The following is a 26,997-nucleotide window of genomic DNA, read 5'->3' on the forward strand; positions in this document are numbered from 1 at the left end:
GTGCCGTCGGACAGGGGCGCGAGCGAGCCGACCGCCCGGCGGAGCGCCGATGAGACACCTAGATTCTGACCTGTAAATTCTTAGCGGGCGGCGGCCCCGCCCGGGCCTTCGCCCAAGCCCTCGCTCAGGCCGAGATCTCCCCGTACGCCGCGAGCAGCACGGCCGGGTCCGGGCCCTCCAGCACCGAGGGTTTGCCGAGACCGTCCAGCACGATGAACCGCAAGAGGTCACCGCGGGACTTCTTGTCGACCTTCATGGTCTCCAGCAGCCGGGGCCACTGGTCGCCGCGGTAGGTCAGCGGCAGGCCCACGGACTCCAGCACGGCGCGGTGCCGGTCGGCGGTGGCGTCGTCCAACCGGCCCGCGAGACGGCCGAGTTCGGCCGCGAAGACCATGCCGACGGAGACCGCGGCGCCGTGCCGCCAGTTGTAGCGCTCGTTCTTCTCGATGGCGTGCGCGAGGGTGTGCCCGTAGTTGAGGATCTCGCGCAGACGGGATTCCTTGAGGTCGCTGGAGACGACCTCGGCCTTGACCCGGATGGAGCGCTCGATCAGCTCGGCGGTGTGCGGACCGGCGGGGGTGCGGGCCGCGGCCGGGTCCCGCTCGATGAGCTCCAGGATCGCCGGGTCGGCGATGAAGCCCGCCTTGATGATCTCGGCCAGCCCGCTCACATAGTCATGGACCGGCAGCGAGTCCAGCGCGGCCAGGTCGCACAGCACCCCGGCCGGGGGGTGGAAGGCACCGACGAGGTTCTTGCCCTCTGCCGTGTTGATCCCGGTCTTGCCGCCGACCGCCGCGTCCACCATGCCCAGCACGGTGGTCGGCACGGCGAGCCAGCGCACTCCGCGCAGCCAGGTGGCGGCCACGAAGCCCGCGATATCGGTGGTGGCGCCGCCGCCGACCCCGACGATCACATCGGTGCGGGTGAAGCCCGTCTGGCCGAGCGCCTTCCAGCAGTACGCGGCGACCTCGACGGTCTTGGCCTCCTCCGCGTTGGGCAGCTGGATGGCGATGGCCTCGTAGCCCTGGTCGGCGAGGTCCTGGCGGATCGCCTCACCGGTCTCGGCCAGCGCCTCGGGGTGCAGCACGGCGACCCGCTGGACAACGCCGTGGCGCGAAGCGCCTCGTTTGAGGGTGGCGGTGGGAGACGGGCGGGCAGCCGTGCCGATCAGCCCGGGGAGCTCGCCCAGCAACTGCCGTCCGACCAGGACCTCGTACGGCGCGGTCCCGGCCGTACCGGCGACCTGGATGCGCGTGGGGGTGTCGGTGGTCATGCCTTCTTCAGCTCCAGTGCGTCCAGGACGGCGTCGGCGACGTCTTCGGGGGGGCGGCCCTCGGTCGCCACCACGGCACGGGCGACCTCGGTGTACAGGGGGCGGCGCTGCTCCATCAACTCGCGCCAGCGCTGCCGGGGGTTGACGGCGAGCAGCGGACGCGGGGCGTCCAGACCGGTGCGCCGGACGGCCTCGGCGACGCCCATCTCCAGGAAGACGACCGGACGGCCGGACAGCAGGGCACGGGTGCCCTCGTCCATGACCGCGCCGCCGCCCAGCGCGAGCACACCGGTGTGCTCGGCCACCGCGGTCCGTACCGCCTGCCGCTCCAGCTCGCGGAAGTGCGGCTCGCCCTCGTCGATGAAGAGCTCCGGGATCTCCTTGCCCGCGGTGGCGACGATATCGTCGTCGGTGTCACGGAAGGTGGTGCCCAGCCGGTCCGCGAGCACCCGCCCGACGGTGGTCTTCCCGACGCCCATGGGTCCGACCAGGACCACCGCGGGCCCGTCCGGCCCGCTCACCGGATGGCCAGGTTCTCGAGGAAGCTCCGCACATTGCGGCGGGTCTCGGGGACCGAGTCACCGCCGAACTTCTCCGCGACCGCGTCGGCCAGCACCAGTGCGACCATCGCCTCGGCGACGATCCCGGCGGCCGGGACGGCGCACACATCGGAGCGCTGGTGGTGGGCCTTGGTCGGCTCACCGGTGGTGACGTCGATGGTGGCCAGGGCGCGCGGCACGGTCGCGATCGGCTTCATCGCGGCGCGCACGCGCAGCAGCTCGCCGGTGGTCAGCCCGCCCTCGGTGCCGCCGGAACGGCCGGAGGCGCGCTTGATGCCGTCGTCGGTCGGCAGGATCTCGTCATGCGCCTTGGAGCCGGGCACCCGGGCGAGGTCGAAGCCGTCGCCCACCTCGACGCCCTTGATGGCCTGGATGCCCATCAGCGCGGCCGCGAGCCGGGCGTCCAGCCGACGGTCCCAGTGCACATGCGAGCCGAGGCCCACCGGTACGCCGTAGGCCAGCACCTCGACGACGCCGCCGAGGGTGTCGCCGTCCTGGTGGGCCTGGTCGATCTCGGCGACCATCGCCTTGCTCGCGTCCGCGTCCAGGCAGCGCACCGGGTCGGCGTCCAGCCGCTCGACATCGGACGGTGTGGGGTAGACGCCGTAGGGGGCCTTGGCCGCGGCCAGCTCCACCACATGGGAGACGATCTCGATCCCGGCCGTCTCCTTGAGGTAGGAGCGGGCGACGGTGCCGAGGGCGACCCGGGCGGCGGTCTCCCGGGCGCTGGCGCGCTCCAGGATCGGGCGGGCCTCGTCGAAGCCGTACTTCTGCATACCGGCCAGGTCGGCGTGGCCGGGGCGGGGGCGGGTGAGCGGCGCGTTACGCGCCAGCCCCGCCAGCACCTCGTCGTCCACCGGGTCGGCGGCCATGACCTGCTCCCACTTCGGCCACTCCGTATTGCCGACCATGATCGCGACCGGGGAGCCGAGGGTCAGCCCGTGGCGTACGCCGCCGAGGAAGGTGACCTCGTCACGCTCGAACTTCATACGGGCCCCGCGGCCGTAGCCGAGCCGCCGCCGGGCCAGGGCGTCCGCCACCATCTCGGTGGTGATCGGCACACCGGCGGGCAGTCCCTCCAGCGTCGCCACGAGTGCGGGGCCGTGCGACTCCCCCGCGGTCAGCCAACGCAACCTGCTCAACGGTGCTCCCTCATGCTCGGGCCTCGACGTCGTACGGCGCGGCCTGGGCACACTTCCCAGCGGTGGCTGGGGGCACGCGGCCCCGGCCCGCCACCTCCGATCCTCCCACGTCCGCGGCGGCGCCCGGGGCTCCGGTCCAGCTGGCGGACCATCCGATCCCGGATGGCGGCGGGGTCAGTGGGAGCGCGCCGCCAGCGCGGCCTCGCCCGCCCCGCGCATCGCGGCCAGCGGCGCGGGGGCCCGGCCGGTCATCTGCTCGACCTGGAGGACCGCCTGGTGCACCAGCAGGTCGAGGCCCCCGACGACGGCGCCGCCCCGCGCCGACCAGGCGGCGGCCAGCGGGGTCGGCCAGGGGTCGTAGAGCACGTCGAACAGCGCGCCGGGGCGGTCCGGGACGGCTCCGGCGAGTGCGTCGGTGGTGCCCGCCGGGGTGGTGGCGATCACCAGCGGGGCGTCGAAGGCCCTGGCCGCGTCGGCCCAGTCCGCCGTGCGCACCGCCACTCCGAGCCGCTCGCCCCACTGCCGCATCTCGGCCGCGCGTGCCGCGCTGCGCACATACGCGGTGACCTCGCCGTCGCAGATACGGGCGAGTGCGGCCAGCGCCGAGGAGGCGGTGGCCCCGGCGCCCAGTACCGCGGCGCGCTCCACCGTCGCCACCCCGCGCTCCCGCAGGGCGGCCGGCATGCCCGGAATATCGGTGTTGTCCCCGATACGCCCGCCGTCGTCGGTGAAGACCACGGTGTTGACGGCCTCCACCGAGGCCGCGGTGTCGCTGATCCGGTCCAGTAGCGGAATGACGGCGCGCTTGAGCGGCATGGTGAGCGAGAGCCCCGCCCAGCCGGGCCCGCCGTCCTCGCCGAGCCGCTCGAAGAAGCCCGGCAGCGCGGCCTCGTCCACCTCGAAGCGGTCGTAGACCCAGCCGTCCAGGCCCAGTTCGCGGTAGGCGGCCCGGTGCAGCACCGGTGACAGGGAGTGGGCGATGGGCGAACCGAGCACCGCGGCCCTGCGGTTTTCCGACATCTTTCCTCAGTCGTTGTTCTTGCGCTGCCTGTTGAACTTGTCGACCCACTTCTGGTGCTCGGCGTAGGTCTTGGAGAACTTGCTCGTCTTGCCGTCGAGCGAGATGAAGTAGAACCAGCCGTCGTCGGTCGGGTTCATCGCCGCCTTGAGCGCGTCCTGGCCCGGGTTGCCGATCGGGCCGGGCGGCAGACCGGCGTAGAAGTACGTGTTGTACGGGTTGTTGTACCTCTTGATCTCGCTGATCGAGATATCGATCTTGCTCTGGTTCTTGATGTAGTTGTACGTGGAGTCGAACTCCAGCTTGCCGTTGGTCTCGGTGTTGCCCGGTTTCAGCCGGTTGTAGACCACTTCGGACATCTTGCGGAAGTCGCTGTGGGTCACGCCCTCCGCCTGCACCAGGCTGGCAACAGTGATCAGTTGCAGTGGCGACTTCAGGCCCAGGTCCTCGGCCTTGCCCTCCAGGTCCTGCTTGGCGTAGTTCTGCCGGGCCAGGGCGACCATCTTGCGGAGGACGTCCTCGGGCTTGGCGCTCTTGCCCACGCTGTAGCGGGACGGGTAGAGGAATCCTTCCAGCGGATCCTTGATCTTGGCGTTGTCATCGGCCCAGGAGGGCAGGCCCAGCTTCTTGGCCTTCTTCTTGGCGATGTCCGCGGTGGTACCGGACTCGAGGCCGATCTTCTTGTCGAGGGCGGCGTAGATCGTGGCGTTGCGCATGCCCTCGGTGACCATCAGGACATTGCTTCCCGAACCGTCGGTCATCATCGTGACCGCGGCCGCGCCGGACATCTCCTTCTTCAGGGTGTAGCTGCCCGGCTGGATGACCTTGCCGCTGTCCTCCACGGCCTTCACAAAGGCCCGGCTGCTCTTGACCACGCCCTTGTTGGTGAGGATGTCGCCGATCGCGGCACCGCCCGAGCCCTCGGGGATCTCCACGCTGACCGAACCGGCGCCCGCACCGGAGTAGTCCGGCGCCGGGCCGAAGCGGGTCTGCCAGAAGTCGTAGGCGAAGTAGCCGCCTCCGCCGACCACACCCACCAGGGCGACGGTCACGAAGAGACAGGCCACACCGCTGCGGCGCTTGGCGGGTTTGCCCGATCCGCCCTTCTTGCCGCGGCGCTCACCGCCGTCGGTGTCCTCGTCGGCGTCCTCCCCGTCGTCGTCCGACGGGATCCGGCCACGGCTGCCCCTGCCGTCCTGGAAGAACGGGTGGTCCTCGTCCTCGCGCCCGGCGGGCTGCGGCGGTCCCGGTTCCTCCGCGGCGGGTTCCTGCGGAACGCGCGGCATCGTCCGGGTCCGCGGGGCCTCCGGCTCGATCCGCGGCATCGCCTGGGTCTGCGGCGCCGACTGCGGGGGAACCTGCTGGTGGTAGCCGTCCTGGGGGTAGTAGTCGGCGGGGGGCTGGGCACCCTGGCCGCCGCCGTAAGGATCCGTGGGCCGGGCATACGGATCGTGTGGATCGAGCCCGCCGCCGTAGCCGCCGTCCCAGCCGCCGTCCTGGTACGACTGCCCCTGCCCTTGCGGATAGCCGCCGTCCTGGCCGTTCCACTGCGGCTGTTGGGGGTACTGCTGGAACTGCTGGGGGTCCTGCGGATATCCATGGGGGTCGCGCTGGTGTCCGTACGGATCCTGGCCGTAAGGATCCTGAGGGTAGCCGTTCTGCCCCTGGCCGCCGTGCCCGTATCCGTCCTGAGCGTGACCGTATCCGCCCTGCCCGTGCCCGCTTTGACCGTAGCCGTTCTGCTGGTAGCCGTCCTGTCCGTGACCGCTCTGTCCGTACGGGTCCTGCGCGTAGGGGTCCTGGCCGTAAGCGTCCTGCTGGTGGGGGTCCTGACCGGTAACCGCCTGCTGGCCCCACCCCTGGTCCCCGTACAACGGGTCCTCGGGATGCCACGGTTGTGAGCCGGGTCCCCGGCCGTACTCAGTCATCGAACCCCTAGCGACGGTGGTGGCGACCGCGGTCGTTGCTTGGGGCACGGTGTGCGGTTGCCATGTCGCCCGGAACGTTACCGTATCGCGATCAGATGACCACTTCGACGGCTTCGCCCGGCGGCCGGCCCGAGGTACGCTCCGCCTCCAGCGCGCTCTGGAGGATCACCACGGCGGCCGCCTGGTCAACCACCGAACGCCCCTTCTTGGACGTCACGCCGGAAGCGCGCAGCCCCTGGGACGCTGTGACAGTGGTCATACGCTCGTCGACCAGCCGTACCGACACCGGCCGCACCCGCCGCGCCAACTCCCGTGCGAAGGTGCGCACCTTGGCCGCGGCCGGCCCCTCGCGTCCGCTGAGCGAACGCGGCAGGCCGACCACCACCTCGAGGGGTTCGTACTCCGCCACGATGGCCGCCAGCCGCTTGTGGGCGGCCGGGATGTCACGTCCCGGCACGGTCTCCACAGGGGTGGCGAGGATCCCGTCGGGGTCGCACGAGGCGACCCCGATCCGGGCGTCCCCGACGTCGATGGCGATCCGCCTGCCGCGTCGCACCGCTACTTGCCCGATTCCGCGACGAGCCGCTCGACGGCCTCGATGGCCTCGGCGACGGCGTCCGGGTTCTGGCCGCCGCCCTGGGCGACGTCCGGCTTGCCGCCGCCTCCGCCGCCGAGCGTCTTGGCGGCGGCGCGGACCAGGTCACCGGCTTTCAGACCGCGCTCACGGGCGGCCTCGTTGGTGGCGATGACGGTCAGCGGACGGCCGCCCGCCACCGTGAACAGGGCGGTGACGGCCGGGCGGTCACCTGGGATGCGCCCGCGGACGTCCAGCACCAGCTTGCGCAGATCGTCGGCGGAGGTGCCGTCCGGCACCCGGGCGGCGGCCAGGGCCACCCCCCGGACGTCCTTGGCGCCCGCGGCGAGACCGGCGGCGGCCTGGAGCACCTTCTCGGCGCGGAACCGCTCGATCTCCTTCTCGGCCTCCTTGAGCTTGGTGAGCATGCCGGAGATCTTCTCCGGCAGCTCCTCCGGGCGGCCCTTGACCAGCTCGGTCAGCCGGGAGACCACCGTGTGCTCACGGGCGAGGAAGTGGTAGGCGTCCACGCCCACCAGGGCCTCGACCCGGCGCACCCCGGAGCCGATGGAGGACTCGCCGAGCAGCTTCACCAGACCCAGCTGAGCGGTGTTGTGCACATGGGTGCCGCCGCACAGCTCCTTGGAGAAGTCGCCGATGGTCACCACGCGCACCCGGTCGCCGTACTTCTCGCCGAACTCGGCGATGGCGCCCTGCTTCTTGGCCTCGTCCATGCTCATCACCTCGGCGGTGACGTCGAGTTCCCGGGCGAGGACCTCGTTGATCTTCTGCTCGACATCGGTGAGCACGGTGCCGGGCACGGCGGCCGGGGAGCCGAAGTCGAAGCGGAAGCGGCCGGGCGAGTTCTCCGAACCGGCCTGGGCGGCGGTCGGGCCGAGGGCGTCGCGCAGCGCCTGGTGGGTGAGGTGGGTGGCGCTGTGGGCGCGGGCGATGGCACGGCGGCGGGTGATGTCGATCTGGGCGTAGGCGCTCGAGCCGACCGTCACCTCGCCGACCTGTACGACGCCCTTGTGCACGCTGACGCCGGGGACCGGCTGCTGGACGTCCCGCACCTCGACGACGGCGCCGGAGTCCAGCTTGATCTTGCCGCTGTCGGCGAGCTGGCCACCGCCTTCGGCGTAGAAGGGGGTGCGGTCGAGGACGACCTCGACCTCGTCGCCCTCGGAGGCGGCGGGCGAGGACACCCCGTCGACGAGCAGTCCCACGACGGTGGATTCGCCCTCGACGTCGGTGTAGCCGGTGAAGACGGTGGAGCCGGAAGTGTCGGCGACCTCGCGGTAGGCGGACATATCGGCGTGGCCGGTCTTCTTGGCCCTGGCGTCGGCCTTGGCGCGCTCCCGCTGCTCCTTCATCAGACGGCGGAAGCCGTCCTCGTCCACGCTCAGGCCCTGTTCGGCGGCCATCTCGAGGGTGAGGTCGATCGGGAAGCCCCAGGTGTCGTGGAGCAGGAACGCCTTGTCGCCGGGGAGGACTTCGCCACCGGCGGCCTTGGTGTCGCTGACGGCGGTGTCCAGGATGTTGGTACCGGCCTTGAGCGTCTTGAGGAAGGCCGCCTCCTCGGCGAGGGCGACCGTCTCGATGCGCTTGCGGTCGGTGAGCAGCTCCGGGTACTGCTGGCCCATCGTCTTCAGGACGACGTCGACCAGTTCGCCGACGACCGGGCCGGTGGCACCGAGGATGCGCATGTTGCGGATGGCGCGGCGCATGATGCGGCGCAGCACATAGCCGCGGCCCTCGTTGCCGGGGGTGACACCGTCGCCGATGAGCATCACGGAGGTGCGCATATGGTCGGCGACCACGCGCAGCGAGACATCGCTGTCCTGGGCGGTGCCGTAGGCGACCCCGGTCAGCTCGGTGCCCTTGTCCATGACCACGCGCAGGGTGTCGGTCTCGTACATGTTGTGCACGCCCTGGAGGATCATGGCGAGCCGCTCGAGGCCGAGACCGGTGTCGATGTTCTTGGAGGGGAGCTCACCGAGGATCGGGAAGTTCTCCTTGCCCTCGCCCGGACCGCGCTCGTACTGCATGAAGACCAGGTTCCAGATCTCCACGTAGCGCTCGTCGTTGACGGCCGGGCCGCCCTCCTCGCCGAACTCCGGACCACGGTCGTAGTTGATCTCGGAGCAGGGGCCACAGGGGCCGGGGACGCCCATGGACCAGTAGTTGGGGCCCATGCCCAGCCGCTGGATGCGCCCGGCGGGGACGCCGATGACCTCGCGCCAGATGCGCTCGGCCTCGTCGTCCTGCTCGTAGACGGTGATCCAGAGCCGCTCGGGGTCCAGACCGTAGCCGCCGTCCTCGACAGAGGAGGTCAGCAGCTCCCAGGCATAGCGGATGGCGCCTTCTTTGAAGTAGTCGCCGAAGGAGAAGTTGCCGCACATCTGGAAGAAGGTGCCGTGCCGGGTGGTCTTGCCGACCTCTTCGATGTCCGGGGTGCGGACGCACTTCTGCACGCTGACGGCCCGGTCGAAGGGCGGCTTGACCTCACCGAGGAAGTACGGCTTGAACGGGACCATGCCGGCGGGAACCAGGAGCAGCGTCGGGTCGTCCGCGATGAGCGACGCCGACGGCACGACGGTGTGCCCGCGCTCCTCGAAGAAGCGCAGCCAGCGGCGGCGGATTTCAGCCGACTCCATCAGTGGTCCTCATTTCCGGCGGGTGTGTGGTGGGGGTGGGTGAGCTGGGGGCGGCCGCGCTGGGCGGGCAGCTGCCGGACGTCGTTGGCGGGCGCCGCGGTCAGCCCCAGCGCGTCCTTGAGCGCCGCCTCGCGGTCGGCCATGCCGTCCCGGACATCGAGCGCGAAGACCTTGATCCGCCGGCCCGCGAGCACCGCCCGGTCGGCGGCCTGCGCCGCCAGGCTCTCCGGGGTGAGCTGGTTGAGCTTGCGGTTGACCTTGGTGGTGGCCCATACGCCGGCGGCGACGCCGGTGGTGAACCAGAATGTGCGGCGGAACATCCGGTCTGTCAGCCCTTCGATCCACGGTTGCGGCGGCCGCCCCGGCGGGCGGACGGCAGGGTCTTGCCGACGACGACGGTGCGCGCCGGCTGTTCGTCCGGGCGCCCCTTGCGGCCGATCGCCCGGCGTACGCCGTAGCCGAACGCGGCCACCTTGACCAGCGGTCCGCCGAAGGCGGTGGAGACGGTCGAGGAGAGCGCGGAGGCGTTGGAGGTGACCTCCTGGACATCGGCCGCGATCGAGTCCACCCGCGCGAGCTGGGTGTTGGCGGAGCGGACGGTCGCGGACGCCTCGCTGAGCAGCGGCACGGCCTGCTCGGTGACCTCGGCCACCAGCTTGGTGGTCGCCTTGAGCGTCTGCGCGAGTCTCACCAGCGCGAAGGCGAGGAAGGACACGAGGATCGCCCAGAAGACGGCCACGAGGATCCCGGCCACCTCTCCACCGGACACGTTGCACCGCTCCCCTGCTGCCGCTCGTCGTCGTATCGGTCGTCCGTCGCCCGCCGCTCTCGGGCGGTATCCGGGCGCGGGCGGCAGGTATCGACCTTATCGCGCCGCGCGGGCCCACCTGAAACGCATTAGGGCCCGGCGCTCGGGCCCGGCCGCGGCGCCCGGAGGGGACCGGACCGGGCAGTGGGGGAGCAGAACGACCCGCGGGCCCCCGTCGACCGATGTCGAGGGAGCCCGCGGGCCGGATGAGTACGCGGTGTCCGCTGGATCAGCGGGCGTAGTACTCGACGACGAGCTGCTCGTCGCAGATCACCGGGATCTCCTTGCGGTTGGGGTCCCGGTCCAGCCGGAAGGCGAGCGCCTTCAGGTTGACCTGAAGGTAACGCGGGATCTCGCCGTCGGGGGCGTAGCCACCCTCACGGGCCACCTGGAACGGGTGCTTGTCGCGGCTGCGCTCGCGGACCATCACCACGTCGTCCGGGCGGACGCGGAAGGAGGGCTTGTCGACCTTGCGGCCGTTGACCTCGATGTGACCGTGGACCACCATCTGGCGGGCCTGGTAGATCGTGCGGGCGATACCGCTCCGCAGGACGAGCGCGTCCAGACGGCGCTCAAGCTCGACGATCAGGGCTTCGCCCGTCTTGCCTTCGACCTTCCGAGCGCGGTCGTAGGCACGGGCCATCTGGCGCTCACTGATGTCGTACTGAGCGCGCAGACGCTGCTTCTCCAGCAGACGGACCTTGTAGTCACTGGTCTGCTTGCGGCCACGGCCGTGCTCACCCGGCGGGTACGGGCGAGCCTCGAAATACTTGACGGCCTTCGGGGTCAGCGCGATGCCGAGCGCTCGCGACTTCTTGACCTTGGGACGCGACTGGTTCACGTGGAACGAACCTCCATGTACGTTAGGTTAGCCTTACCTTAGCCGAGGAGAACGCATGTTTCGACCTGGGATCCCCCTGCCCAGCACTGGTCAGAGCGCCGAGAAGGGTCAGCCGCGTCCCATGGAAGGCGCCCTGCGGCCGTCGGCGGCAGAGCGCATACGTACTCTCGTGGATGCCAAGGCTACGGCGTCTTTGTCGATTCCCGGAATCGAGGTCCCGGACGATCTTGGAATGCATGAGCCGGCCGCCCGCACCGTGACCCCCGAAGGGGATGTTCTGCTGCTGGTCCCCGGCGGCTCTCCGGCGGCCCGCGCCGCCGCGTACGCCCAGCATGACGACCTGGCCGGTGTGATGGAGATCACGGACGTCGCTCCGGTCGCGATGCCCCACCGGATCCGCGGCCGCGCCTGGATCTCCGGCTGGCTCACCCCTGCGCGCAACGGCGAGCGGGCGGCCGGCGCCGCCCTGATGGCCGAACGCCACCCGGTCGGGGAACTGCTCGGACTGCGGGAGGCGCTGCTGCCCGACTCCGGCAACAGCCCCGCCCCGCGCGGCTCGTGGACGCTGCTGCGGCTGGAGGTCGCCGAGGCGTGTGTGGAGGACCTGTGGGGCGCGGACGATGTCGAGGCCGAGGCCTTCGCCATGGCCGACCCCGATCCGCTGGCCGCGCACGAGGCCGATCTGCTCCAGCATCTGCACTCGGCCCACAGCGACCAGGTGCGCGGGCTGAGCACACTGCTCGGCGACCGCTCGTCGCTGGTCCACACCCATGGCGAGGCGATCCCGGTGGCCCTGGACCGCTTCGGACTGCGGGTCCGCTTCACCGACGCCTCCGGCCAGCCCTTCGACGCGCGGTTCGACTTCCCCGAGCCGGTGCGCGGCGTCTCCGAGCTGCGGCGGGTGATGCACCTGCTGTTCCACGCGGCCGGTTGACCCCGGAGAGCCGGAGAACGCACCCGAAGAGAGGAGCGCGCGGCAGCTACGACGCATCGGGTGTGGGGGGCGCATCGCCGCGCAGCCGGGCGCGCACGCGCTCGACCACATCGGCGTAACGCGCCTCCGCCCCGTAACGGGTCGGCTGGTAGTACCGCTTGCCGTGGATCGTGTCGGGGGCGTACTGCTGCGCCGCGATCCCGCCCGGAAGGTCATGCGGATAGAGATAGCCCTGGGCGTGGCCCAGCTTCTCGGCGCCCTTGTAGTGGCCGTCCCGCAGATGCGGCGGCACCGCCCCGGCGAGCCCCGCCCGGACGTCCGCGAGCGCCGCGCCGATCGCGGTGGTGGCGGCGTTGGACTTGGGCGCGAGGGCCAGCGCGATGGTCGCGTGGCTCAGCGTCAGCGCGGCCTCGGGGAAGCCGATCAGCGCGACCGCCTGGGCCGCCGCCACGGCGGTGGGCAGTGCGGTGGGATCGGCCAGTCCGATGTCCTCGCTCGCCGAGATCATCAGCCGCCGCGCGATGAACCGCGGATCCTCCCCGGCCTCGATCATCCGCGCCAGATAGTGCAGCGCCGCGTCCACATCCGAGCCGCGGATGGACTTGATGAGGGCGCTCGCCACGTCGTAATGCTGATCGCCCGCGCGGTCGTACTTCACCGCGGCCCGGTCGACCGCCTCCTCCAGCGTGGTCAGCGTGACCTCGGCCTCGCCCTTGGCTATCGCCGAGCCCGCGCCCGCCTCCAGCGCCGTCAGCGCGCGCCGGGCGTCACCGCCCGCGATCCGCAGCAGATGCGCCTCGGCCTCCTCGGGCAGGGTGACCGCGCCCCCGAGCCCGCGCTCGTCGGCCAGCGCCCGGCTCAGCAGCCCGCGCAGATCGTCATCGGTCAGCGGCTCCAGGGTGAGCAGCAGCGAACGGGACAGCAGCGGTGAGATCACCGAGAAGTACGGATTCTCGGTGGTGGCGGCGATCAGCGTCACCCAGCGGTTCTCCACGGCGGGCAGCAGGGAGTCCTGCTGGGCCTTGCTGAAGCGGTGGATCTCATCGAGGAACAGCACCGTCTCGCGGCCGTACGCCCCGGAGGACCGACGCGCCCCGTCGATGACGGCCCGCACCTCCTTGACCCCCGCGGTGATCGCCGACAGCTCCACGAAGCGCTTCTGGGTGGCCTGGCTGACCACATACGCCAGCGTGGTCTTGCCGATGCCCGGCGGCCCCCAGAGGATCACCGACGACGGCCCGGCCGGTCCCCCGCTGCCCTCGCCGACCAGTCTCCGCAGCGGAGACCCGGGCCGCAGCAGATGCTGCTGCCCCACGACCTCGTCCAGGGTGCGCGGGCGCATGCGCACCGCCAGCGGACTGCTGGCGGGGTCCTTCTCCTGGCGTTCCTCGGCGGCGGCGGTGAACAGGTCTGGCTCCACGCGGGAAGCCTATGACACCCCACCGACAACGCCCGCCGCCGAGCGGTCGCCCGCTCAGCCCTGGGCGCCGGTCCAGAAGTCCCACCAGCGGGTCAGGATCATGATCCCGATGATGCCCACCCACAGCACCGGCACCACCCAGTGGAACTCCAGCAGCCCCCGCTTGAGCCCCTCCGGCGCCGGGAGGTAACCGTGCTTGATGTTGTAGCCGGTGATGTAGCAGAACATCACGATGGTGGCGACCCAGGCCAGGCAGCACCACAGGCACAACGAGCCGATGACGTACAGCGACTGGTACTGGAGCCAGGTGCAGAACGCGACGCCGAAGAGCGTGCCCGCGTTGAACGTCAGCCAGTACCAGCGCGGGAAGCGGGCCCCGGTCAGCAGGGACATCCCCACGCAGATGACGATCCCGTAGGCGACCAGCCCCAGCATCGGGTTCGGGAAGCCGAACGCCTGGGCCTGGTCGCTCTCCATGATGTTGCCGCAGGAGACGATGGGGTTGAGGCTGCACCCGGGGGTGAAGGTCTTCCCCTCGGCCTTGGCCTCGAGGATCTTGTTCTTGTCGATCGTGATGACCCATGCGGCGAGCAGCCCCAGCGCTCCGGTGATCACGAGCAGCAGGGCGAAGGCGCGACCGCCTCCGGTCCCGGTCCGCACGCTCTCCCGCGTCTCCCCGGACTCCACGTCGTCCATCACTGTCGTCGCCATATCGCCGTCCGTCGCTCTCCCACAGTGTCCAGCCCCGTCGGGCACGGCCATTGTGCCGCACCGGGCGTCGCCGTACGGCCCGGACAGCACGGCCCGGCCATCATCGCGTATCCCCCGTTCGACGGACATAAGACCGCCCGCCCGGTCGTCCCCCGAAACCGCCCGCCACACCAGGCTCGTGACCATGTCCGCGTTGACCAGCCATCAGGGCCGTTGGGCAAGTGATACAGGGTCATCGTGCTTGGCCGGATACCCGCTTCGACGGCGCCGGGGACCGGCGTGCGGTCATGTCCCGCATAGGCGGGATGAATCGGCCATCGTCTCGTTGACGATCCGTCGGCACCGGCCCGTCTCCCGCTGCGCGCACCACGGCCGTGCCCCGCCATCCCCGCAGGGGTGACGGGGCACAAGTGGCCGTTCGCCGGGGTCAGTTCAGCTTGGTGCGGAGGGTGGGGACGACCTTGTCGAGGGGGACCGGGGTCTGCTCGCCGGACTCCATGTCCTTGAGCTGGACCACGCCCTCGGCGAAGTCGCGCTCACCGGCGACGATCGCATAGCGGGCGCCGCTGCGGTTGGCCGCCTTCATGGCGGCCTTGAGACCCTTGCCACCGTAGGCGAAGTCGGTGGCGATGCCCGCCGTACGGAGCTCGGCCACCACACCGAAGAGGACCTTCCGGGCCTCCTCCCCGAGCGGCACCGCGAAGACGCTGGTGGCGTCCGGCAGGTCCAGCTCGATGCCCTCGGCCTCCAGGGCCAGCACCGTGCGGTCCACGCCGAGCGCCCAGCCGACGGAGGGCAGGGCGGGGCCGCCGATCATCTCGGAGAGGCCGTCGTAGCGGCCGCCGCCGCCGACCGCGGACTGGGAGCCGAGGCCGTCGTGGACGAACTCGAAGGTGGTGCGGGTGTAGTAGTCCAGCCCGCGGACCAGCTTGGGGTCGTCCTCGAAGGTCACGCCCTGCGCGCTGATCAGCTCGCGCACCTCGGCGTGGTAGGCGCGGCAGCCGTCGCACAGGTAGTCGCGCAGCAGCGGTGCGCCGGTCAGCTGCTTCTGGACGGCGTCGCGCTTGTCGTCCAGCACCCGCAGCGGGTTGATCTCGATCCGGCGGCGGGTGTCCTCGTCCAGGTCCAGACCGCGCAGGAACTCCTGGAGGGCGGCCCGGTAGACGGGGCGGCACTCGGCGTCGCCCAGCGAGTTCAGCAGGATGCGGAAGTCGCGCAGCCCCAGGGAGCGGTAGGCGTTGTGGGCGAGGAGGATCAACTCGGCGTCCAGGGCCGGGTCCTCGGCGCCGATCGCCTCGGCGCCGACCTGGGAGAAGTGGCGGTAACGGCCCTTCTGGGGGCGCTCGTAGCGGTAGTACGAGCCGGAGTACCAGAGCTTGACCGGCAGGGATCCGGCCTTGTGGAGATTGGCCTCCAGCGCGGCGCGCAGCACCGAGGCGGTGCCCTCGGGGCGCAGTGCGAGCTCGTCGCCGCCCTTGGTGGTGAGGGTGTACATCTCCTTGGTCACGATGTCGGTGGACTCCCCGACACCGCGCGCGAAGAGCTCCACGTTCTCGAAGCCGGGGGTCTCCACATAGCCGTAGCCGGACCGCCGCAGCGGCGCGGCGATGGCCTCGCGCACCGCGAGATAGGTCGCGGAGACCGGCGGGATCAGGTCATAGGTGCCCCGGGGGGCCTTGAAGGTGCTCACGGCAGTTCTCTCGTCACATTCCTCGTCGCGGAGCCGGCTCCTGGGTGCCGTCTCCGAGGCCAGCGGCCACCTCCCGCAGGAAGGGGTTGGTGGCGCGCTCGCGGCCGATGCTGGTCTGGGGGCCGTGGCCGGACAGCACCACGGTCGAGTCGTCGAGCGGCAGGACCACACGGGCCAGCGACTGGAGGATCTCGCCGTGGTCGCCGCCGGGCAGGTCGGTGCGTCCGATGGAGCCGGCGAACAGCAGGTCGCCCGAGAAGAAGACGGACGGGACGTCCGTCTGCTCGGGCATCCGGAAGGTCACCGACCCCTTGGTATGGCCCGGTGCGTGGGCGACGGTCAGCTCCAGCCCGGCCAGCTTCAGCTCGGCGCCGTCGGCCAGCTCCCTGACGTCGTCCGGTTCGCCCACGGTGAGCTCGCCCAGCAGCGGCAGACCGATGGAGCGGCCGAGGGCCTTCTCGGGGTCGCTCATCATGAAGCGGTCCGCCGGGTGGATCCAGGCCGGTACGTCATGGGCGCCGCAGACCGGCACCACCGAGGCGACGTGGTCGAGGTGGCCGTGGGTGAGGACGACGGCGACGGGCTTGAGCCGATGCTTGGCGATCGCCTCCTCGACTCCTTGGGCCGCCTGATGGCCCGGGTCGATGATCACGCACTCCTCGCCGGCGGCGGGGGCGACCAGGTAGCAGTTGGTCCCCCAGGCCCCGGCGGGGAACCCGGCAATGAGCACGATCGTCCTTAAAGGTCGTCCGGCAGAAGAATGTCGGCAGCTCCAGAGCCTACCGGCGGCGGCCCCGCCACAGCGAACCCGTATACGGTACGGCCGAGCGATCAGTCATGAGACCGACGGCACACGCCAGGAGGAGACGACCCGGTGGTCACTAACGAGCAGCGGCGGCGGCAACTCGCCCGGGAGAAGTACCTTCGGCAGCAGCAGCGGCGCCAGACGGCCCGGGACAAGGCGCGCCGTCGCAACACGGTGATCGCCTCGACGCTGGCCGTGGTGCTGGCGGCGGGCGGCGCGGTGGCGGCCGTGGGCGCGCTGTCCGGGGGCGGCGACGACAAGACGAAGGACGACTCCGCCGCCACGCCCCCCACCCCGCCGCCGACGAAGAAGGCGCCGGACCCCTGCGCCGAGGGCGCGAAGAAGGTCAAGGGCGAGAAGCCCGAGAAGATGACCTGGAAGAAGGAGCCCGAGGTCACCATCGACAAGGCGGGCTCGTACACCATGAAGCTGGAGACGACCTGTGGGGACATCCCCATCGACCTGAAGGCGGACAAGGCGCCGCACACGGTCAACTCCTTCGACTTCCTGGCGAAGAAGGGCTACCTCGACCACACCTCCTGCCACCGGCTGACCAACCAGGGCATCTTCGTGCTCCAGTGCGGCGATCCGCAGGGCACCGGCCGGGGCGGCCCGGGCTACACGATCCCGGACGAGAACCTGAAGGACCCCTCGCTCAAGGGGAACGTCTACCCGGCCGGCACGGTGGCGATGGCCAACCAGTACAACGCCCAGACCAAGAAGGGCCGGAACAGCGGCGGCAGCCAGTTCTTCCTCGTCTACCAGAACAGCCAGCTGCCACCGGACTACACCCCCTTCGGCACGGTCACCAAGGACGGGATGAAGGTCCTGAAGAAGATCGGCAACGCGGGCGCCGCTCCCCCGGACCAGACCGGGAACACCGCCCCGAACGCGACCGTGAAGATCAACAAGGCGACGGTCTCCGCGTCCTGACGCCTCTGACGTGCGTACTGCGAAATTTCGGTCGCGCAGGATACGGACAGCCGGGGCACGGTTCGCCTATGTTGGCGTTGTGTAGGGTGCCCGCCCCGATGGCTGCCACCTTGCTGTGGGACCGGCCCGGGCGTTTCCCGGCCGGAAGAAACTGTGGACGATGCCGGCGGGCCGCGCGCCCGCCCCGGCATCATGTGGAGGAGGCGCTGTGAGCAGCGAGCCTTGGGGCCGCGTCGACGAGGCGGGGACCGTGTACGTGCGTACGGCCGACGGCGAGCAGGTCGTCGGATCGTGGCAGGCGGGCTCTCCGGAAGAGGCCCTCGCCTACTTCGAGCGCAAGTACGACGGCCTGGTCGTCGAGATCGGCCTCCTCGAGCGCCGGGTGAAGACCACCGACCTGTCCGCCAAGGACGCGACGGCCGCCCTCGAGCACATCCGGCAGCAGGTCGACGAGCACCATGTGGTCGGTGATCTGGAAGCGCTCAAGAAGCGGCTCGACAAGCTCGCCGGGGACGTCGAGAACCGCCGTGAGCAGCGCAAGGCGGCCAAGGCCCACCAGACCGAGGAAGCCCGCAGGTCCAAGGAGGCACTGGTCGCCGAGGCCGAGGAGCTCGCCGCCAGCGAGCAGTGGCGGGCCGCCGGGGAGCGGCTGCGCGCCCTGGTCGACACCTGGAAGGGGCTGCCGCGTCTCGACCGCAAGACCGACGACGAGCTGTGGCACCGCTTCTCGCACGCCCGCTCGGCGTTCTCCAAGCGCCGCAAGGCGCATTTCGCGGCGCTGGACGCACAGCGCGAGGAGGCCCGGCAGACCAAGGAGAAGCTGGTCGCCGAGGCCGAGGCGCTGTCCGGCTCCACCGACTGGGGGCCCACGGCCGCCCGGTACCGGGAGCTGATGTCGGACTGGAAGGCCGCGGGCCGCGCGCAGCGCGAGGCCGAGGACGACCTGTGGAACCGCTTCCGCGGGGCGCAGGACGTCTTCTTCCAGGCCCGTGGCGAGGTCTTCGCCGAGCGCGACGCCGAGCAGCGGGAGAACCTGGCCCGCAAGGAGGAGCTGGTCGTCGAGGCCGAGAAGCTGCTGCCGATCTCGGATCTCAAGGCGTCCCGCGCGGCCTTCCGGTCGGTCAACGAGCGGTGGGAGGCCATCGGCCATGTACCGCGGGACTCCCGGGCGCGGATCGAGGGGCGGCTGCACGCGGTGGAGCGCGCCCTCCAGGACGCCGAGGAAGTGGAGTGGCGGCGGACCAACCCCGAGGCGCGGGCCCGTGCCGCGGGGCTGACCGGCCAGCTCCAGGACGCGGTGGACAAGCTGCGCAAGCAGATCGACGCCGCCCGCGCGGCGGGGAACAACGCCAAGGCCGACAAGCTGGCCAAGGAGCTGGAGGGGCGGCAGGCGCTGCTGGACCAGGCGCTCAAGGGCCTGGAGGAGTTCGGCGGCTGAGCGAGCCGCGCCCACGCGTCCGACGCGACGGCGACGAACAACGGCGGCCCCGGATCACCGGGGCCGCCGTTGTTCGTCGCTGTACGGCGCCTGTGGGGCCTGGCTCAGCGCTGCCGGGCCGAGGTGACCCGGTACACGTCGTAGACGCCCTCGACGCCGCGTACGGCCTTCAGGACATGTCCCAGATGCTTGGGGTCGCCCATCTCGAAGGTGAAGCGTGAGACGGCCACCCGGTCGCGGGAGGTCTGCACGGCCGCCGACAGGATGTTGACGTGCTGGTCGGACAGGACGCGGGTGACGTCCGACAGCAGCCGGGACCGGTCCAGCGCCTCGACCTGGATGGCGACCAGGAAGACCGACGACTGGGTGGGTGCCCACTCGACGTCGAGGATGCGCTCGGGCTGCTGGGAGAGCGAGTCCACGTTGACACAGTCGGCGCGGTGCACCGAGACGCCGCTGCCGCGGGTGACGAAGCCGATGATGGGGTCGCCCGGCACCGGCGTACAGCAGCGGGCCAGCTTGACCCAGACGTCCTCGACACCCTTGACCACCACACCGGGGTCGGCGCTGGAGCGGCGCTTGGTGCGGCTGCGCATGGGCGGCGCGGTCTCGGCGATGTCCTCGTTGGCGGCCTCCTCGCCGCCGAGGGCCTGGACCAGCTTGTTGACCACGTTCTGCGCGGAGACATGGCCCTCGCCGATGGCCGCGTAGAGCGAGGAGATGTCCGGGTAGCGCATCTCATGGGCCAGGGTGACCAGTGAGTCACCGGTGAGGATGCGCTGGATGGGCAGGTTCTGCTTGCGCATCGCCCGCACGATCGCGTCCTTGCCCTGCTCGATCGCCTCGTCGCGGCGCTCCTTGGAGAACCAGGCGCGGATCTTGTTGCGGGCGCGCGGGGACTTCACGAAGCCCAGCCAGTCGCGGGAGGGCCCGGCGCCCGCCGCCTTGGAGGTGAAGACCTCGACCAGGTCACCGTTGTCGAGGGTGGACTCCAGCGGCACCAGGCGGCCGTTGACCCGGGCCCCTATGGTGCGGTGGCCGACCTCGGTGTGCACGGCGTAGGCGAAGTCCACCGGGGTGGCCCCGGCCGGCAGCGCTATGACATCGCCCTTGGGCGTGAAGACGAAGACCTCGTTACGGGAGAGGTCGAAGCGCAGGGACTCCAGGAACTCGCCGGGGTCCTCGGTCTCCTTCTGCCAGTCCAGGAGCTGCCGCAGCCACGCCATGTCGTTGATGGCGTCGTCCTTGCCGGGCTTGCGGGGCACATCGGTGCGCACCTTGGAGGCACCGGCGACGGCCTCCTGCTTGTACTTCCAGTGCGCGGCGATGCCGTACTCGGCGCGGCGGTGCATGTCGAAGGTGCGGATCTGGAGCTCGACCGGCTTGCCGCTGGGCCCGATGACCGTCGTGTGCAGCGACTGGTACATGTTGAACTTGGGCATCGCGATGTAGTCCTTGAACCGCCCGGGCACCGGGTTCCACCGCGCGTGGATGGTCCCGAGCGCCGCGTAGCAGTCACGGACGGTGTCGACGAGGACCCGGATGCCCACCAGGTCGTAGATCTCGGCGAAGTCGCGGCCGCGGACGATCATCTTCTGGTAGACGGAGTAGTAGTGCTTGGGCCGCCCGGTGACGGTGGCCTTGATGCGCGCCGCCCGCAGATCGCCCTGGACCTGGTCGGTGACGACGGCCAGGTACTCATCGCGCTTGGGGGCCCGCTCGGCGACCAGCCGGACGATCTCGTCGTACATCTTGGGGTAGAGGATCGCGAAGGCGAGGTCCTCCAGCTCCCACTTGATGGTGTTCATGCCCAGGCGATGGGCGAGCGGAGCGTAGATCTCCAGCGTCTCGCGGGCCTTCTTCTCCTGCTTCTCCCGCTTGAGGTAGCGCATGGTGCGCATGTTGTGCAGCCGGTCGGCCAGCTTGATGACCAGGACGCGCGGGTCCTTGGCCATGGCGACGACCATCTTGCGCACGGTCTCGGCCTGGGCGGCCTCGCCGAACTTGACCTTGTCCAGCTTGGTGACGCCGTCGACGAGCAGGGCGACCTGGTCGCCGAAGTCACGGCGCAGGGTGTCCAGGCCGTATTCGGTGTCCTCGACGGTGTCATGCAGCAGCCCGGCCATCAGAGTGGCCGGATCCATACCCAACTCGGCGAGGATCGTGGTGACCGCGAGGGGGTGGGTGATGTACGGATCGCCGCTTTTGCGCTTCTGGCCGCGGTGCCAGCGCTCGGCCACCTGGTAGGCGCGCTCGATCTGCCGCAGGGTCCCCGCGTCGGCCTTGGGGTCGTTGCCGCGGACGATCCGCAGCAGGGGCTCCAGCACCGGGTTGTACGGGCTGGAGCGCTGGACGCCGAGGCGGGCCAGGCGGGCCCGGACGCGGTTGGACGAACCCGAACGGGGCGCGGGGCCGGTCGCCGGGCGGGCGGCGGTGGACGGCAGGCTGCTGCCACGGCCCGCGGCGGGCCGTGGGCCCTTCTGCTCGGGGCCGCTCGCGGCCGGGCTGTCACCGCTGGTCCGGGGCGTGCCGGAGGCCGCCGTCGGCTCGGCGGCGGTCGGCGCGTCCGGGTGCGCGGAGGGGGATCCTCCCGGGCGGACGTGGGGCGAGAGCGGCTGGGCCTCGTCTGGCAAGAGCACTCCTCAAGCGGTCCGGACCTCAAGAGGTCGGGGTGCCATGGTATCGATCCCGCCACTCCGCTTGCCTGTCGGTCGGGCGGAGCGGGCGAGGGCGGGCATGACGGAGGGCGGGAACCCGGCATGATCGCAGGTCCCCGCCCTCCGGCGGCGGTATCGGCCCGATACCGCTCAGATGGTGATCAGCGCCTCCAGCGGTGCGCTGTCGAGCGGGCCCAGCAGACGGCCGCGGCCCTGGAGGAAGCCGAGCTCCAGCAGCACGGCCACCCCGGCGACCTGGGCGCCGGCCCGCCGGATCAGCTGGAGGGACGCCTCGGCGGTGCCGCCGGTGGCCAGCACGTCGTCGATGACCAGGACCCGGTCGCCCGGGGTGAGGGCGTCGGCGTGTATCTCGATCTCCGCGGTGCCGTACTCCAGCTCGTACGCCTGGGCCAGGGTCGCCCCGGGGAGCTTCCCGGCCTTGCGGACGGGGACGAAGCCGATCCCGGCGCGGACGGCGGCCGGGGCGGCGAGGATGAAGCCCCTCGCCTCCAAGCCCACGATCTTGTCCGCCCGGTGCCGGACGGCGAGCTCGGCCAGTGCGTCGGTCAGCGCACCGAACGCGGCGGCGTCGGCCAGCAGCGGGGTGATGTCCTTGAACATCACGCCCGGCTTCGGATAGTCCGGCACATCCTGGATCCGGCTCAGCAGCAGCCCGCGCAGCTCCTCGGCGGCGGTGCCGTGAAATCCGGCCGCGCCACCCTGCTCACCGGTCGCGGTGCCCGTCGTCCCGGCGCTCATCGGCGCTTGCCCGACGGTCGGCCACGGCCCCGGCCTCGCGAGGCGGCCTGGCTGCGCTGGCCGACGACCCCGGCGGGGGCCGCCGCGGCGTCCTGGAGGTCGGCGCCACTGTCGCCCTCCTCGGCCGGCTTGTCGCCACCGGCCTCGGCCTTGGCGGCCGCGGCACGCTTGGCGCGCACCCGCTTGGCCAGCGCCTTCATCCGCGGGTCGCGCTCCTTCAGATCGGCGACGAGCGGAGTGGCGATGAAGATCGAGGAGTAGGCACCGGCGGCCAGGCCGACGAACAGCGACAGCGAGATGTCGTTGAGCATGCCCGCGCCGAGCAGACCGCCACCGATGAACAGCAGCGCGCCGACCGGCAGCAGCGCCACGACCGTGGTGTTGATGGAGCGCACCAGGGTCGAGTTGAGGCTGCGGTTGGCGATCTCGCTGTAGGTGAAGCGGTTCTGTTTGGTGAGGTCCTTCGACGCTTCCTTGAGGCCGTCGAAGACCACGACGGTGTCGTAGAGCGAATAACCGAGGATCGTGAGCAGACCGATCACGGTGCCCGGGGTGACTTCGAATCCGACCAGTGCGTAGACCCCGACCGTGATGGTCAGGTCGTGGATCAGCGCGATCAGGGCGGCCAGTGCCATCCGCCACTCGAAGGCGATGGCGAGATAGATCACCACCAGCACCATGAAGATCGCCAGACCCTGCCACGCCTTGCTGGCGATCTGCTCGCCCCAGCTCGGGCCGACCAGCTGGGTGTCGATCTTGTTGGTGGAGACGCCGAGCTTCTTGGACAGCGCCTCCTGGACCGGCAGCGCCTCCTTGGTGCCCAGCTCGCTGATCTGGATCCGCAGACCGCCGCGGCCGAGCTCCTGGACGACCACGGTGTGGCCGTCGGCGGCCACCTCTGCGGTGTGGCGGACCTCGGAAGTCGAGACGCTGGAACTGGAGTTGGGCGTGGTGAAGACCGCGCCGCCGGAGAACTCGATGCCCATGTTGAGGCCGCGCACCGCCAGGCCGACGATGGCCGTGATGGTGATCAGTATCGAGATGCCGTACCAGATCTTGCGCTTGCCGACGAAGTCGTAGCCGACCTCGCCTCGGTAGAGCCTGGCGCCGAGATTGCCGAGTCGCGACATCTCACGCCTCCTTCGTGTCGGCGGGGGCGGAACGGCGCCGGCGCAGGGGCGGTGTGGCTCCCAGGCGCTGGGGGTCCAGACCGGACCAGGGATGGCCGTTCCCGAAGAACGGGCGGCGGGCGAGGAGCGTCATCAGCGGCTTGGTGAACAGGAACACCACCGCGACATCGAGCAGCGTGGTCAGACCCAGGGTGAAGGCGAAGCCCTGCACCTTGCCGACGGTGACGATGTAGAGCACCGCGGCGGCCAGGAACGACACGAAGTCGGAGACCAGGATGGTGCGCCGGGCCCGCGGCCAGCCGCGCTCGACGGCGGGGCGCAGCGTGCGGCCCTCCCGGATCTCGTCCCGGATCCGTTCGAAGTAGACGATGAACGAGTCGGCGGTGATACCGATGGCCACGATCGCGCCGCAGACCGCCGGGAGGTTCAGCGCGAAGCCGATACCGGGGCCGAGCAGCACCATGATCGTGTAGGTGAGCACCGCGGAGACGCCGAGGCTGGCCATGGCCACCAGGGCCAGACCGCGGTAGTAGATGACCAGGTAGAGCACGACCAGGGCCATACCGATGGCACCGGCGATCAGACCCGCGTGGAGCTGCTCACCGCCGAGGGCGGCGGAGACGGTGGTCTCGTCCGCGATGTCGAAGGTCAGCGGGAGGGCGCCGTAGGACAGCACGTTGGCCAGGTCCTCGGCGCTCTGCTGGGTGAAGCCGCCGGAGATGGTGGCGCGGCCACCGTTGATCGCCGTGTTGACCTCGGGGTCGGAGACGACCTCACCGTCGAGGGTGATCGCGAAGCGGTTCTGCGGGGGCTGCTTGGACGCCAGCTGGCCGGTCACATCGGCGAACTTCTTGGAGCCCTTGCCGTTGAAGTCGAGCTGCACGATCCAGCCCGAGGCGTTCTGGCTCTCGAAGACGGCCGAGGCGTCGTCCACGTCGGTGCCCTCGACCTGGGAGGGGCCGAGGACGTACTTGGCGTCGCCCTTCTGGCCACAGGCGACGATCGTGTCGCTCGGCTTGGCGTTGGCCGCCTTCTCGGCCGCCGCGGCGCGGCCCTTCTTGGTGGTGCAGTCCAGCGCGGCGAAGTCCTTGGCCAGCTGCTTCTGCCCGTCGGGGGCGGAGGGCTTCTTGGTCTGGTCGCCCTTGGGGGTCTTCGACGGGTCCGGCGTCGGCGTCTTGTCGGCCTTCAGCGCGTTGGGCACGGCGCGGCCCTGGGTGCTGGCGCTGGCCGACGGACCGTCCGAGGGCTGACCGCCCTGCTTGTCCTTGTCGCCCTGCTGACCCTTGTCGCTCTTGTCGCCCTTGTCAGCCTTGTCGCCCTTGTCGCCGCTGGCGGTGGGGGTCGGGGTGGGCTGGGGGGTCTTCCCGCCGGAGGTGGTGGAGGTGGTCACCGGGCGGAAGTAGAGCTGGGCGGTGGTGCCGACCTGCTGCCGGGCCTGCTTCGCGTTCGTCCCCTTGGGGATGTTCACGATGATGTGCTTGTTGCCCTGCGTCTGGACCTCGGCCTCGGACACACCCAGACCGTTCACACGCCGCTCGATGATGCTGACGGCCGTGTTCATATTGTCCGTGTTGATCGCGTTGGGCCTGCCCGGCTGGTTCTTCGCCTCCAGCGTGAAGCTGGTGCCGCCCGCGAGGTCGATGCCCAGCCGCGGCGTGGTGTGACCGGAGAGGAACATCCCCCCGGTGAGCGCCACGATGGCGATCAGGATCACTGCCAGGGCGCGTCCGGGCCTGCCCTGTGCCCCGGGTGACTTGCGGCGCTTCTTCGGTGCTGCCACCTTGTCGTATCTCCCTGTCCAACCGCCCCGCACCCGGGGTGCGGCAGGCGGCCACGAAGTCTTGTGGGGGACGGCCCCTGCGGAGCCCTAACCGTCCGGAAACCGCGGCACGCCGAGCGGTGGGCGCCGCGGTTCCCAGTACGTGTCTACTTCGCGTCGGTGCTGCCGTCCCGCTTCTCGCCGTCGGACGCGTCCGCCGTGTCGGCGTCGCCCTTGCCGAGGTCGATCTTCTCGACCTTGTCCGCCTTCTCGGCCTCGTCGGCCTTCTCGGCGTCATCGCCGTCGGCGTCGGTGTGCGCACCCCCGGTCAGCGAGGAGGCGTCATCGGGGACGACAGGGTCGTGGCCGTCGGCCTCGGGGTCGATGCCGTGGACGATGCGGTTGTACTCCTCGTCGGGGAGGACGGCACCCACGGCGTTCTTCGCGTAGATCGCGTGCACGCCGGGGGCCACCTCGAGGAGGACCGTGTCGTCGTTGACCTCCTTGACCGTGCCGTACATGCCGCCGATGGTCCGCACACCGGTGCCGGGGTGCATCTCATTGCGCATCTGGGCGGCCTGGCGCTGCTTGTTCTTGGCCGATCGGGTCATCAGGAACATGGCCCCGATGAGCACGATGAACGGCAGGAGAGTCACGATATTCACGGGACGGAAATTCCTTCACACGACCGCGGGGATGCGGCCTGGTTTTCGGGGATGGATACACCGCACGGTTCCCGGACGGCATACGGTCGGCATCGGCGGAGTCTAAGCGAGCCCACGCCAATGGAACAACGCCCGGCAGGGTGTCGGGGTTCCTGACGCCGCCATTATTCGCTCTTCGGCCCATGATGCCGAAGAACCGCGCCCTCATGCCTCGAACAGACCCTTCTGCCCGCCCGCACCGGTCTGCGGCGGCGGGGTGAGCCCCAGATGGGCCCAGGCCGCGGGCGTGCCCACCCGCCCCCTGGGGGTACGGGCCAGCAGCCCCTCCCGCACCAGGAACGGCTCGGCGACCTCCTCGACCGTCTCGCGCTCCTCCCCCACGGCCACCGCCAGCGTGGACAGCCCCACCGGGCCGCCGCCGAACAGCTTGAGCAGGGCGCTGAGCACCGCGCGGTCCAGCCGGTCCAGACCGCGGCCGTCCACGTCGTAGACGGCCAGGGCGCTGGCGGCGATCTCGCGGGTGATCACGCCGTCGGCCTTGACCTGGGCGTAGTCGCGCACCCGGCGCAGCAGGCGGTTGGCGATCCGGGGCGTGCCGCGGGAACGCCCGGCGATCTCGGCGGCGCCCTCGGGCCCGATGGTGACGTCGAGCAGCCCGGCGGAGCGGTGGATGACGCGCTCCAGCTCGGCCGGGGCGTAGAACTCCATATGGCCGGTGAAGCCGAAGCGGTCGCGCAGCGGTGGCGGCAGCAGTCCGGCCCGGGTGGTCGCCCCGACCAGTGTGAACGGCGGAAGCTCCAGCGGGATGGCGGTGGCGCCGGGCCCCTTGCCGACGATCACGTCGACCCGGAAGTCCTCCATCGCCATGTAGAGCATCTCCTCGGCCGGCCGGGACATGCGGTGGATCTCGTCCAGGAACAGCACCTCACCCTCGGTGAGGGAGGAGAGGATCGCGGCGAGATCACCCGCGTGCTGGATGGCGGGGCCGGAGGTGATCCGGATGGGGGCGCCCATCTCGGCGGCGATGATCATCGAGAGGGTGGTCTTGCCGAGCCCCGGGGCGCCGGAGAGCAGGACGTGGTCGGCGGTGCCGCCACGCTGCCGGGCGGCCTTGAGCACCAGGTCCAGCTGCTCGCGCACCCGCTCCTGGCCGACGAACTCACCGAGGTCCTTGGGGCGCAGCGCGGCCTCCACCGCCTGGTCCTCGCCATCGGCGTCGGCGCCGACCAGCCTTCCGCCCGCGCCGGGGGGCAGCTCATCGGCGGTGGCCGGTGCGGTGTCGTCCCAGTTCACTG

23 protein-coding genes are annotated in these 26,997 nt (G+C 70.8%); 3 read left to right on the plus strand and 20 right to left on the minus strand.

What is annotated here, in order from left to right:
* Positions 1 to 124: 124 nt before the first annotated feature.
* The 10 genes from aroB to rpsD all read right to left on the minus strand — a co-directional run bounded on the left by aroB (position 125) and on the right by rpsD (position 10,801).
* Complete coding sequence (gene aroB, locus AB0C66_RS24920) at positions 125 to 1,273, minus strand: 3-dehydroquinate synthase (RefSeq protein WP_362442671.1); 1,149 nt, start codon at positions 1,271 to 1,273, stop codon at positions 125 to 127.
* A complete protein-coding gene (locus AB0C66_RS24925; protein WP_362443295.1) occupies positions 1,270 to 1,752 on the minus strand; it encodes a shikimate kinase in 483 nt (160 codons plus the stop codon). The genes aroB and AB0C66_RS24925 overlap by 4 nt, the downstream gene beginning before the upstream one ends.
* 38 nt (positions 1,753 to 1,790) lie before the next feature.
* Positions 1,791 to 2,975 (minus strand): chorismate synthase, encoded by a 1,185-nt coding sequence (aroC, locus tag AB0C66_RS24930; RefSeq protein WP_362442674.1) that lies wholly within the window; start codon positions 2,973 to 2,975, stop codon positions 1,791 to 1,793.
* Between the two features lie 174 nt (positions 2,976 to 3,149).
* A complete protein-coding gene (locus AB0C66_RS24935; RefSeq protein WP_362442677.1) occupies positions 3,150 to 3,995 on the minus strand; it encodes a shikimate dehydrogenase in 846 nt (281 codons plus the stop codon).
* A gap of 6 nt (positions 3,996 to 4,001) precedes the next feature.
* Positions 4,002 to 5,921 (minus strand): endolytic transglycosylase MltG, encoded by a 1,920-nt coding sequence (mltG, locus tag AB0C66_RS24940; protein WP_362442679.1) that lies wholly within the window; start codon positions 5,919 to 5,921, stop codon positions 4,002 to 4,004.
* A gap of 91 nt (positions 5,922 to 6,012) precedes the next feature.
* Positions 6,013 to 6,477, minus strand: a complete 465-nt coding sequence (gene ruvX, locus AB0C66_RS24945; protein ID WP_362442682.1) for a Holliday junction resolvase RuvX — start codon at positions 6,475 to 6,477, stop codon at positions 6,013 to 6,015.
* A gap of 2 nt (positions 6,478 to 6,479) precedes the next feature.
* A complete protein-coding gene (alaS, locus tag AB0C66_RS24950) occupies positions 6,480 to 9,152 on the minus strand; it encodes an alanine--tRNA ligase (RefSeq protein ID WP_362442685.1) in 2,673 nt (890 codons plus the stop codon).
* Positions 9,152 to 9,472, minus strand: coding sequence for a DUF6167 family protein (locus AB0C66_RS24955; RefSeq protein ID WP_362442688.1), 321 nt, complete (start codon positions 9,470 to 9,472; stop codon positions 9,152 to 9,154). The genes alaS and AB0C66_RS24955 overlap by 1 nt, the downstream gene beginning before the upstream one ends.
* Before the next feature lie 8 nt (positions 9,473 to 9,480).
* Complete coding sequence (locus AB0C66_RS24960; RefSeq protein WP_362442691.1) at positions 9,481 to 9,921, minus strand: DUF948 domain-containing protein; 441 nt, start codon at positions 9,919 to 9,921, stop codon at positions 9,481 to 9,483.
* Positions 9,922 to 10,189: 268 nt separating this feature from the next.
* Entirely contained in the window at positions 10,190 to 10,801 is a 612-nt protein-coding gene (gene rpsD, locus AB0C66_RS24965; protein ID WP_362442694.1) for a 30S ribosomal protein S4, read from the minus strand.
* Between the two features lie 55 nt (positions 10,802 to 10,856).
* On the opposite strand from rpsD, the gene AB0C66_RS24970 reads away from it, so the two are divergent.
* Positions 10,857 to 11,735 (plus strand): DUF2470 domain-containing protein, encoded by an 879-nt coding sequence (locus tag AB0C66_RS24970; RefSeq protein WP_362442697.1) that lies wholly within the window; start codon positions 10,857 to 10,859, stop codon positions 11,733 to 11,735.
* 46 nt (positions 11,736 to 11,781) lie between these two features.
* Here AB0C66_RS24970 and AB0C66_RS24975 read toward each other — a convergent pair whose 3' ends face one another.
* The 4 genes from AB0C66_RS24975 to AB0C66_RS24990 form a co-directional block, all read right to left on the minus strand.
* A complete protein-coding gene (locus AB0C66_RS24975) occupies positions 11,782 to 13,155 on the minus strand; it encodes a replication-associated recombination protein A (RefSeq protein ID WP_362442700.1) in 1,374 nt (457 codons plus the stop codon).
* A 54-nt stretch (positions 13,156 to 13,209) separates the two neighbouring features.
* Positions 13,210 to 13,866 carry a vitamin K epoxide reductase family protein gene (locus AB0C66_RS24980; RefSeq protein ID WP_362442702.1) on the minus strand — a complete coding sequence of 219 codons (657 nt, stop codon included), beginning with the start codon at positions 13,864 to 13,866 and terminating at the stop codon, positions 13,210 to 13,212.
* Positions 13,867 to 14,293: 427 nt separating this feature from the next.
* Positions 14,294 to 15,556 (minus strand): histidine--tRNA ligase, encoded by a 1,263-nt coding sequence (gene hisS, locus AB0C66_RS24985; protein WP_362442705.1) that lies wholly within the window; start codon positions 15,554 to 15,556, stop codon positions 14,294 to 14,296.
* Positions 15,557 to 15,569: 13 nt separating this feature from the next.
* Positions 15,570 to 16,286, minus strand: coding sequence for an MBL fold metallo-hydrolase (locus AB0C66_RS24990; protein ID WP_362442708.1), 717 nt, complete (start codon positions 16,284 to 16,286; stop codon positions 15,570 to 15,572).
* 144 nt (positions 16,287 to 16,430) lie between these two features.
* On the opposite strand from AB0C66_RS24990, the gene AB0C66_RS24995 reads away from it, so the two are divergent.
* Entirely contained in the window at positions 16,431 to 17,294 is an 864-nt protein-coding gene (locus AB0C66_RS24995) for a peptidylprolyl isomerase (protein ID WP_362442711.1), read from the plus strand.
* Between the two features lie 208 nt (positions 17,295 to 17,502).
* Positions 17,503 to 18,732 (plus strand): DUF349 domain-containing protein, encoded by a 1,230-nt coding sequence (locus AB0C66_RS25000; RefSeq protein ID WP_362442714.1) that lies wholly within the window; start codon positions 17,503 to 17,505, stop codon positions 18,730 to 18,732.
* 104 nt (positions 18,733 to 18,836) lie between these two features.
* On the opposite strand, the gene AB0C66_RS25005 is transcribed toward AB0C66_RS25000, so the two are convergent.
* The 6 genes from AB0C66_RS25005 to ruvB form a co-directional block, all read right to left on the minus strand.
* Positions 18,837 to 21,365, minus strand: coding sequence for a RelA/SpoT family protein (locus AB0C66_RS25005; RefSeq protein WP_362442717.1), 2,529 nt, complete (start codon positions 21,363 to 21,365; stop codon positions 18,837 to 18,839).
* Positions 21,366 to 21,539: 174 nt separating this feature from the next.
* The gene (locus AB0C66_RS25010; RefSeq protein ID WP_362442720.1) at positions 21,540 to 22,148 is read right to left on the minus strand and encodes an adenine phosphoribosyltransferase; all 609 of its coding nucleotides are present in this window, start codon (positions 22,146 to 22,148) and stop codon (positions 21,540 to 21,542) included.
* Positions 22,145 to 23,278, minus strand: a complete 1,134-nt coding sequence (gene secF, locus AB0C66_RS25015; protein ID WP_362442723.1) for a protein translocase subunit SecF — start codon at positions 23,276 to 23,278, stop codon at positions 22,145 to 22,147. Before secF ends, AB0C66_RS25010 begins: the two co-directional genes overlap by 4 nt.
* A 1-nt stretch (position 23,279) precedes the next feature.
* On the minus strand, positions 23,280 to 25,058 hold the full coding sequence (gene secD / locus AB0C66_RS25020; RefSeq protein WP_362442726.1) for a protein translocase subunit SecD: 1,779 nt from the start codon (positions 25,056 to 25,058) through the stop codon (positions 23,280 to 23,282).
* Between the two features lie 146 nt (positions 25,059 to 25,204).
* On the minus strand, positions 25,205 to 25,702 hold the full coding sequence (yajC, locus tag AB0C66_RS25025; RefSeq protein ID WP_362442729.1) for a preprotein translocase subunit YajC: 498 nt from the start codon (positions 25,700 to 25,702) through the stop codon (positions 25,205 to 25,207).
* Positions 25,703 to 25,906: 204 nt separating this feature from the next.
* On the minus strand, positions 25,907 to 26,995 hold the full coding sequence (gene ruvB / locus AB0C66_RS25030) for a Holliday junction branch migration DNA helicase RuvB (protein ID WP_362442732.1): 1,089 nt from the start codon (positions 26,993 to 26,995) through the stop codon (positions 25,907 to 25,909).
* Positions 26,996 to 26,997 lie beyond the last annotated feature (2 nt).

This window comes from Streptomyces sp. NPDC048636, assembly GCF_040650655.1.
In the GTDB taxonomy this organism is placed as follows: domain Bacteria; phylum Actinomycetota; class Actinomycetes; order Streptomycetales; family Streptomycetaceae; genus Streptomyces.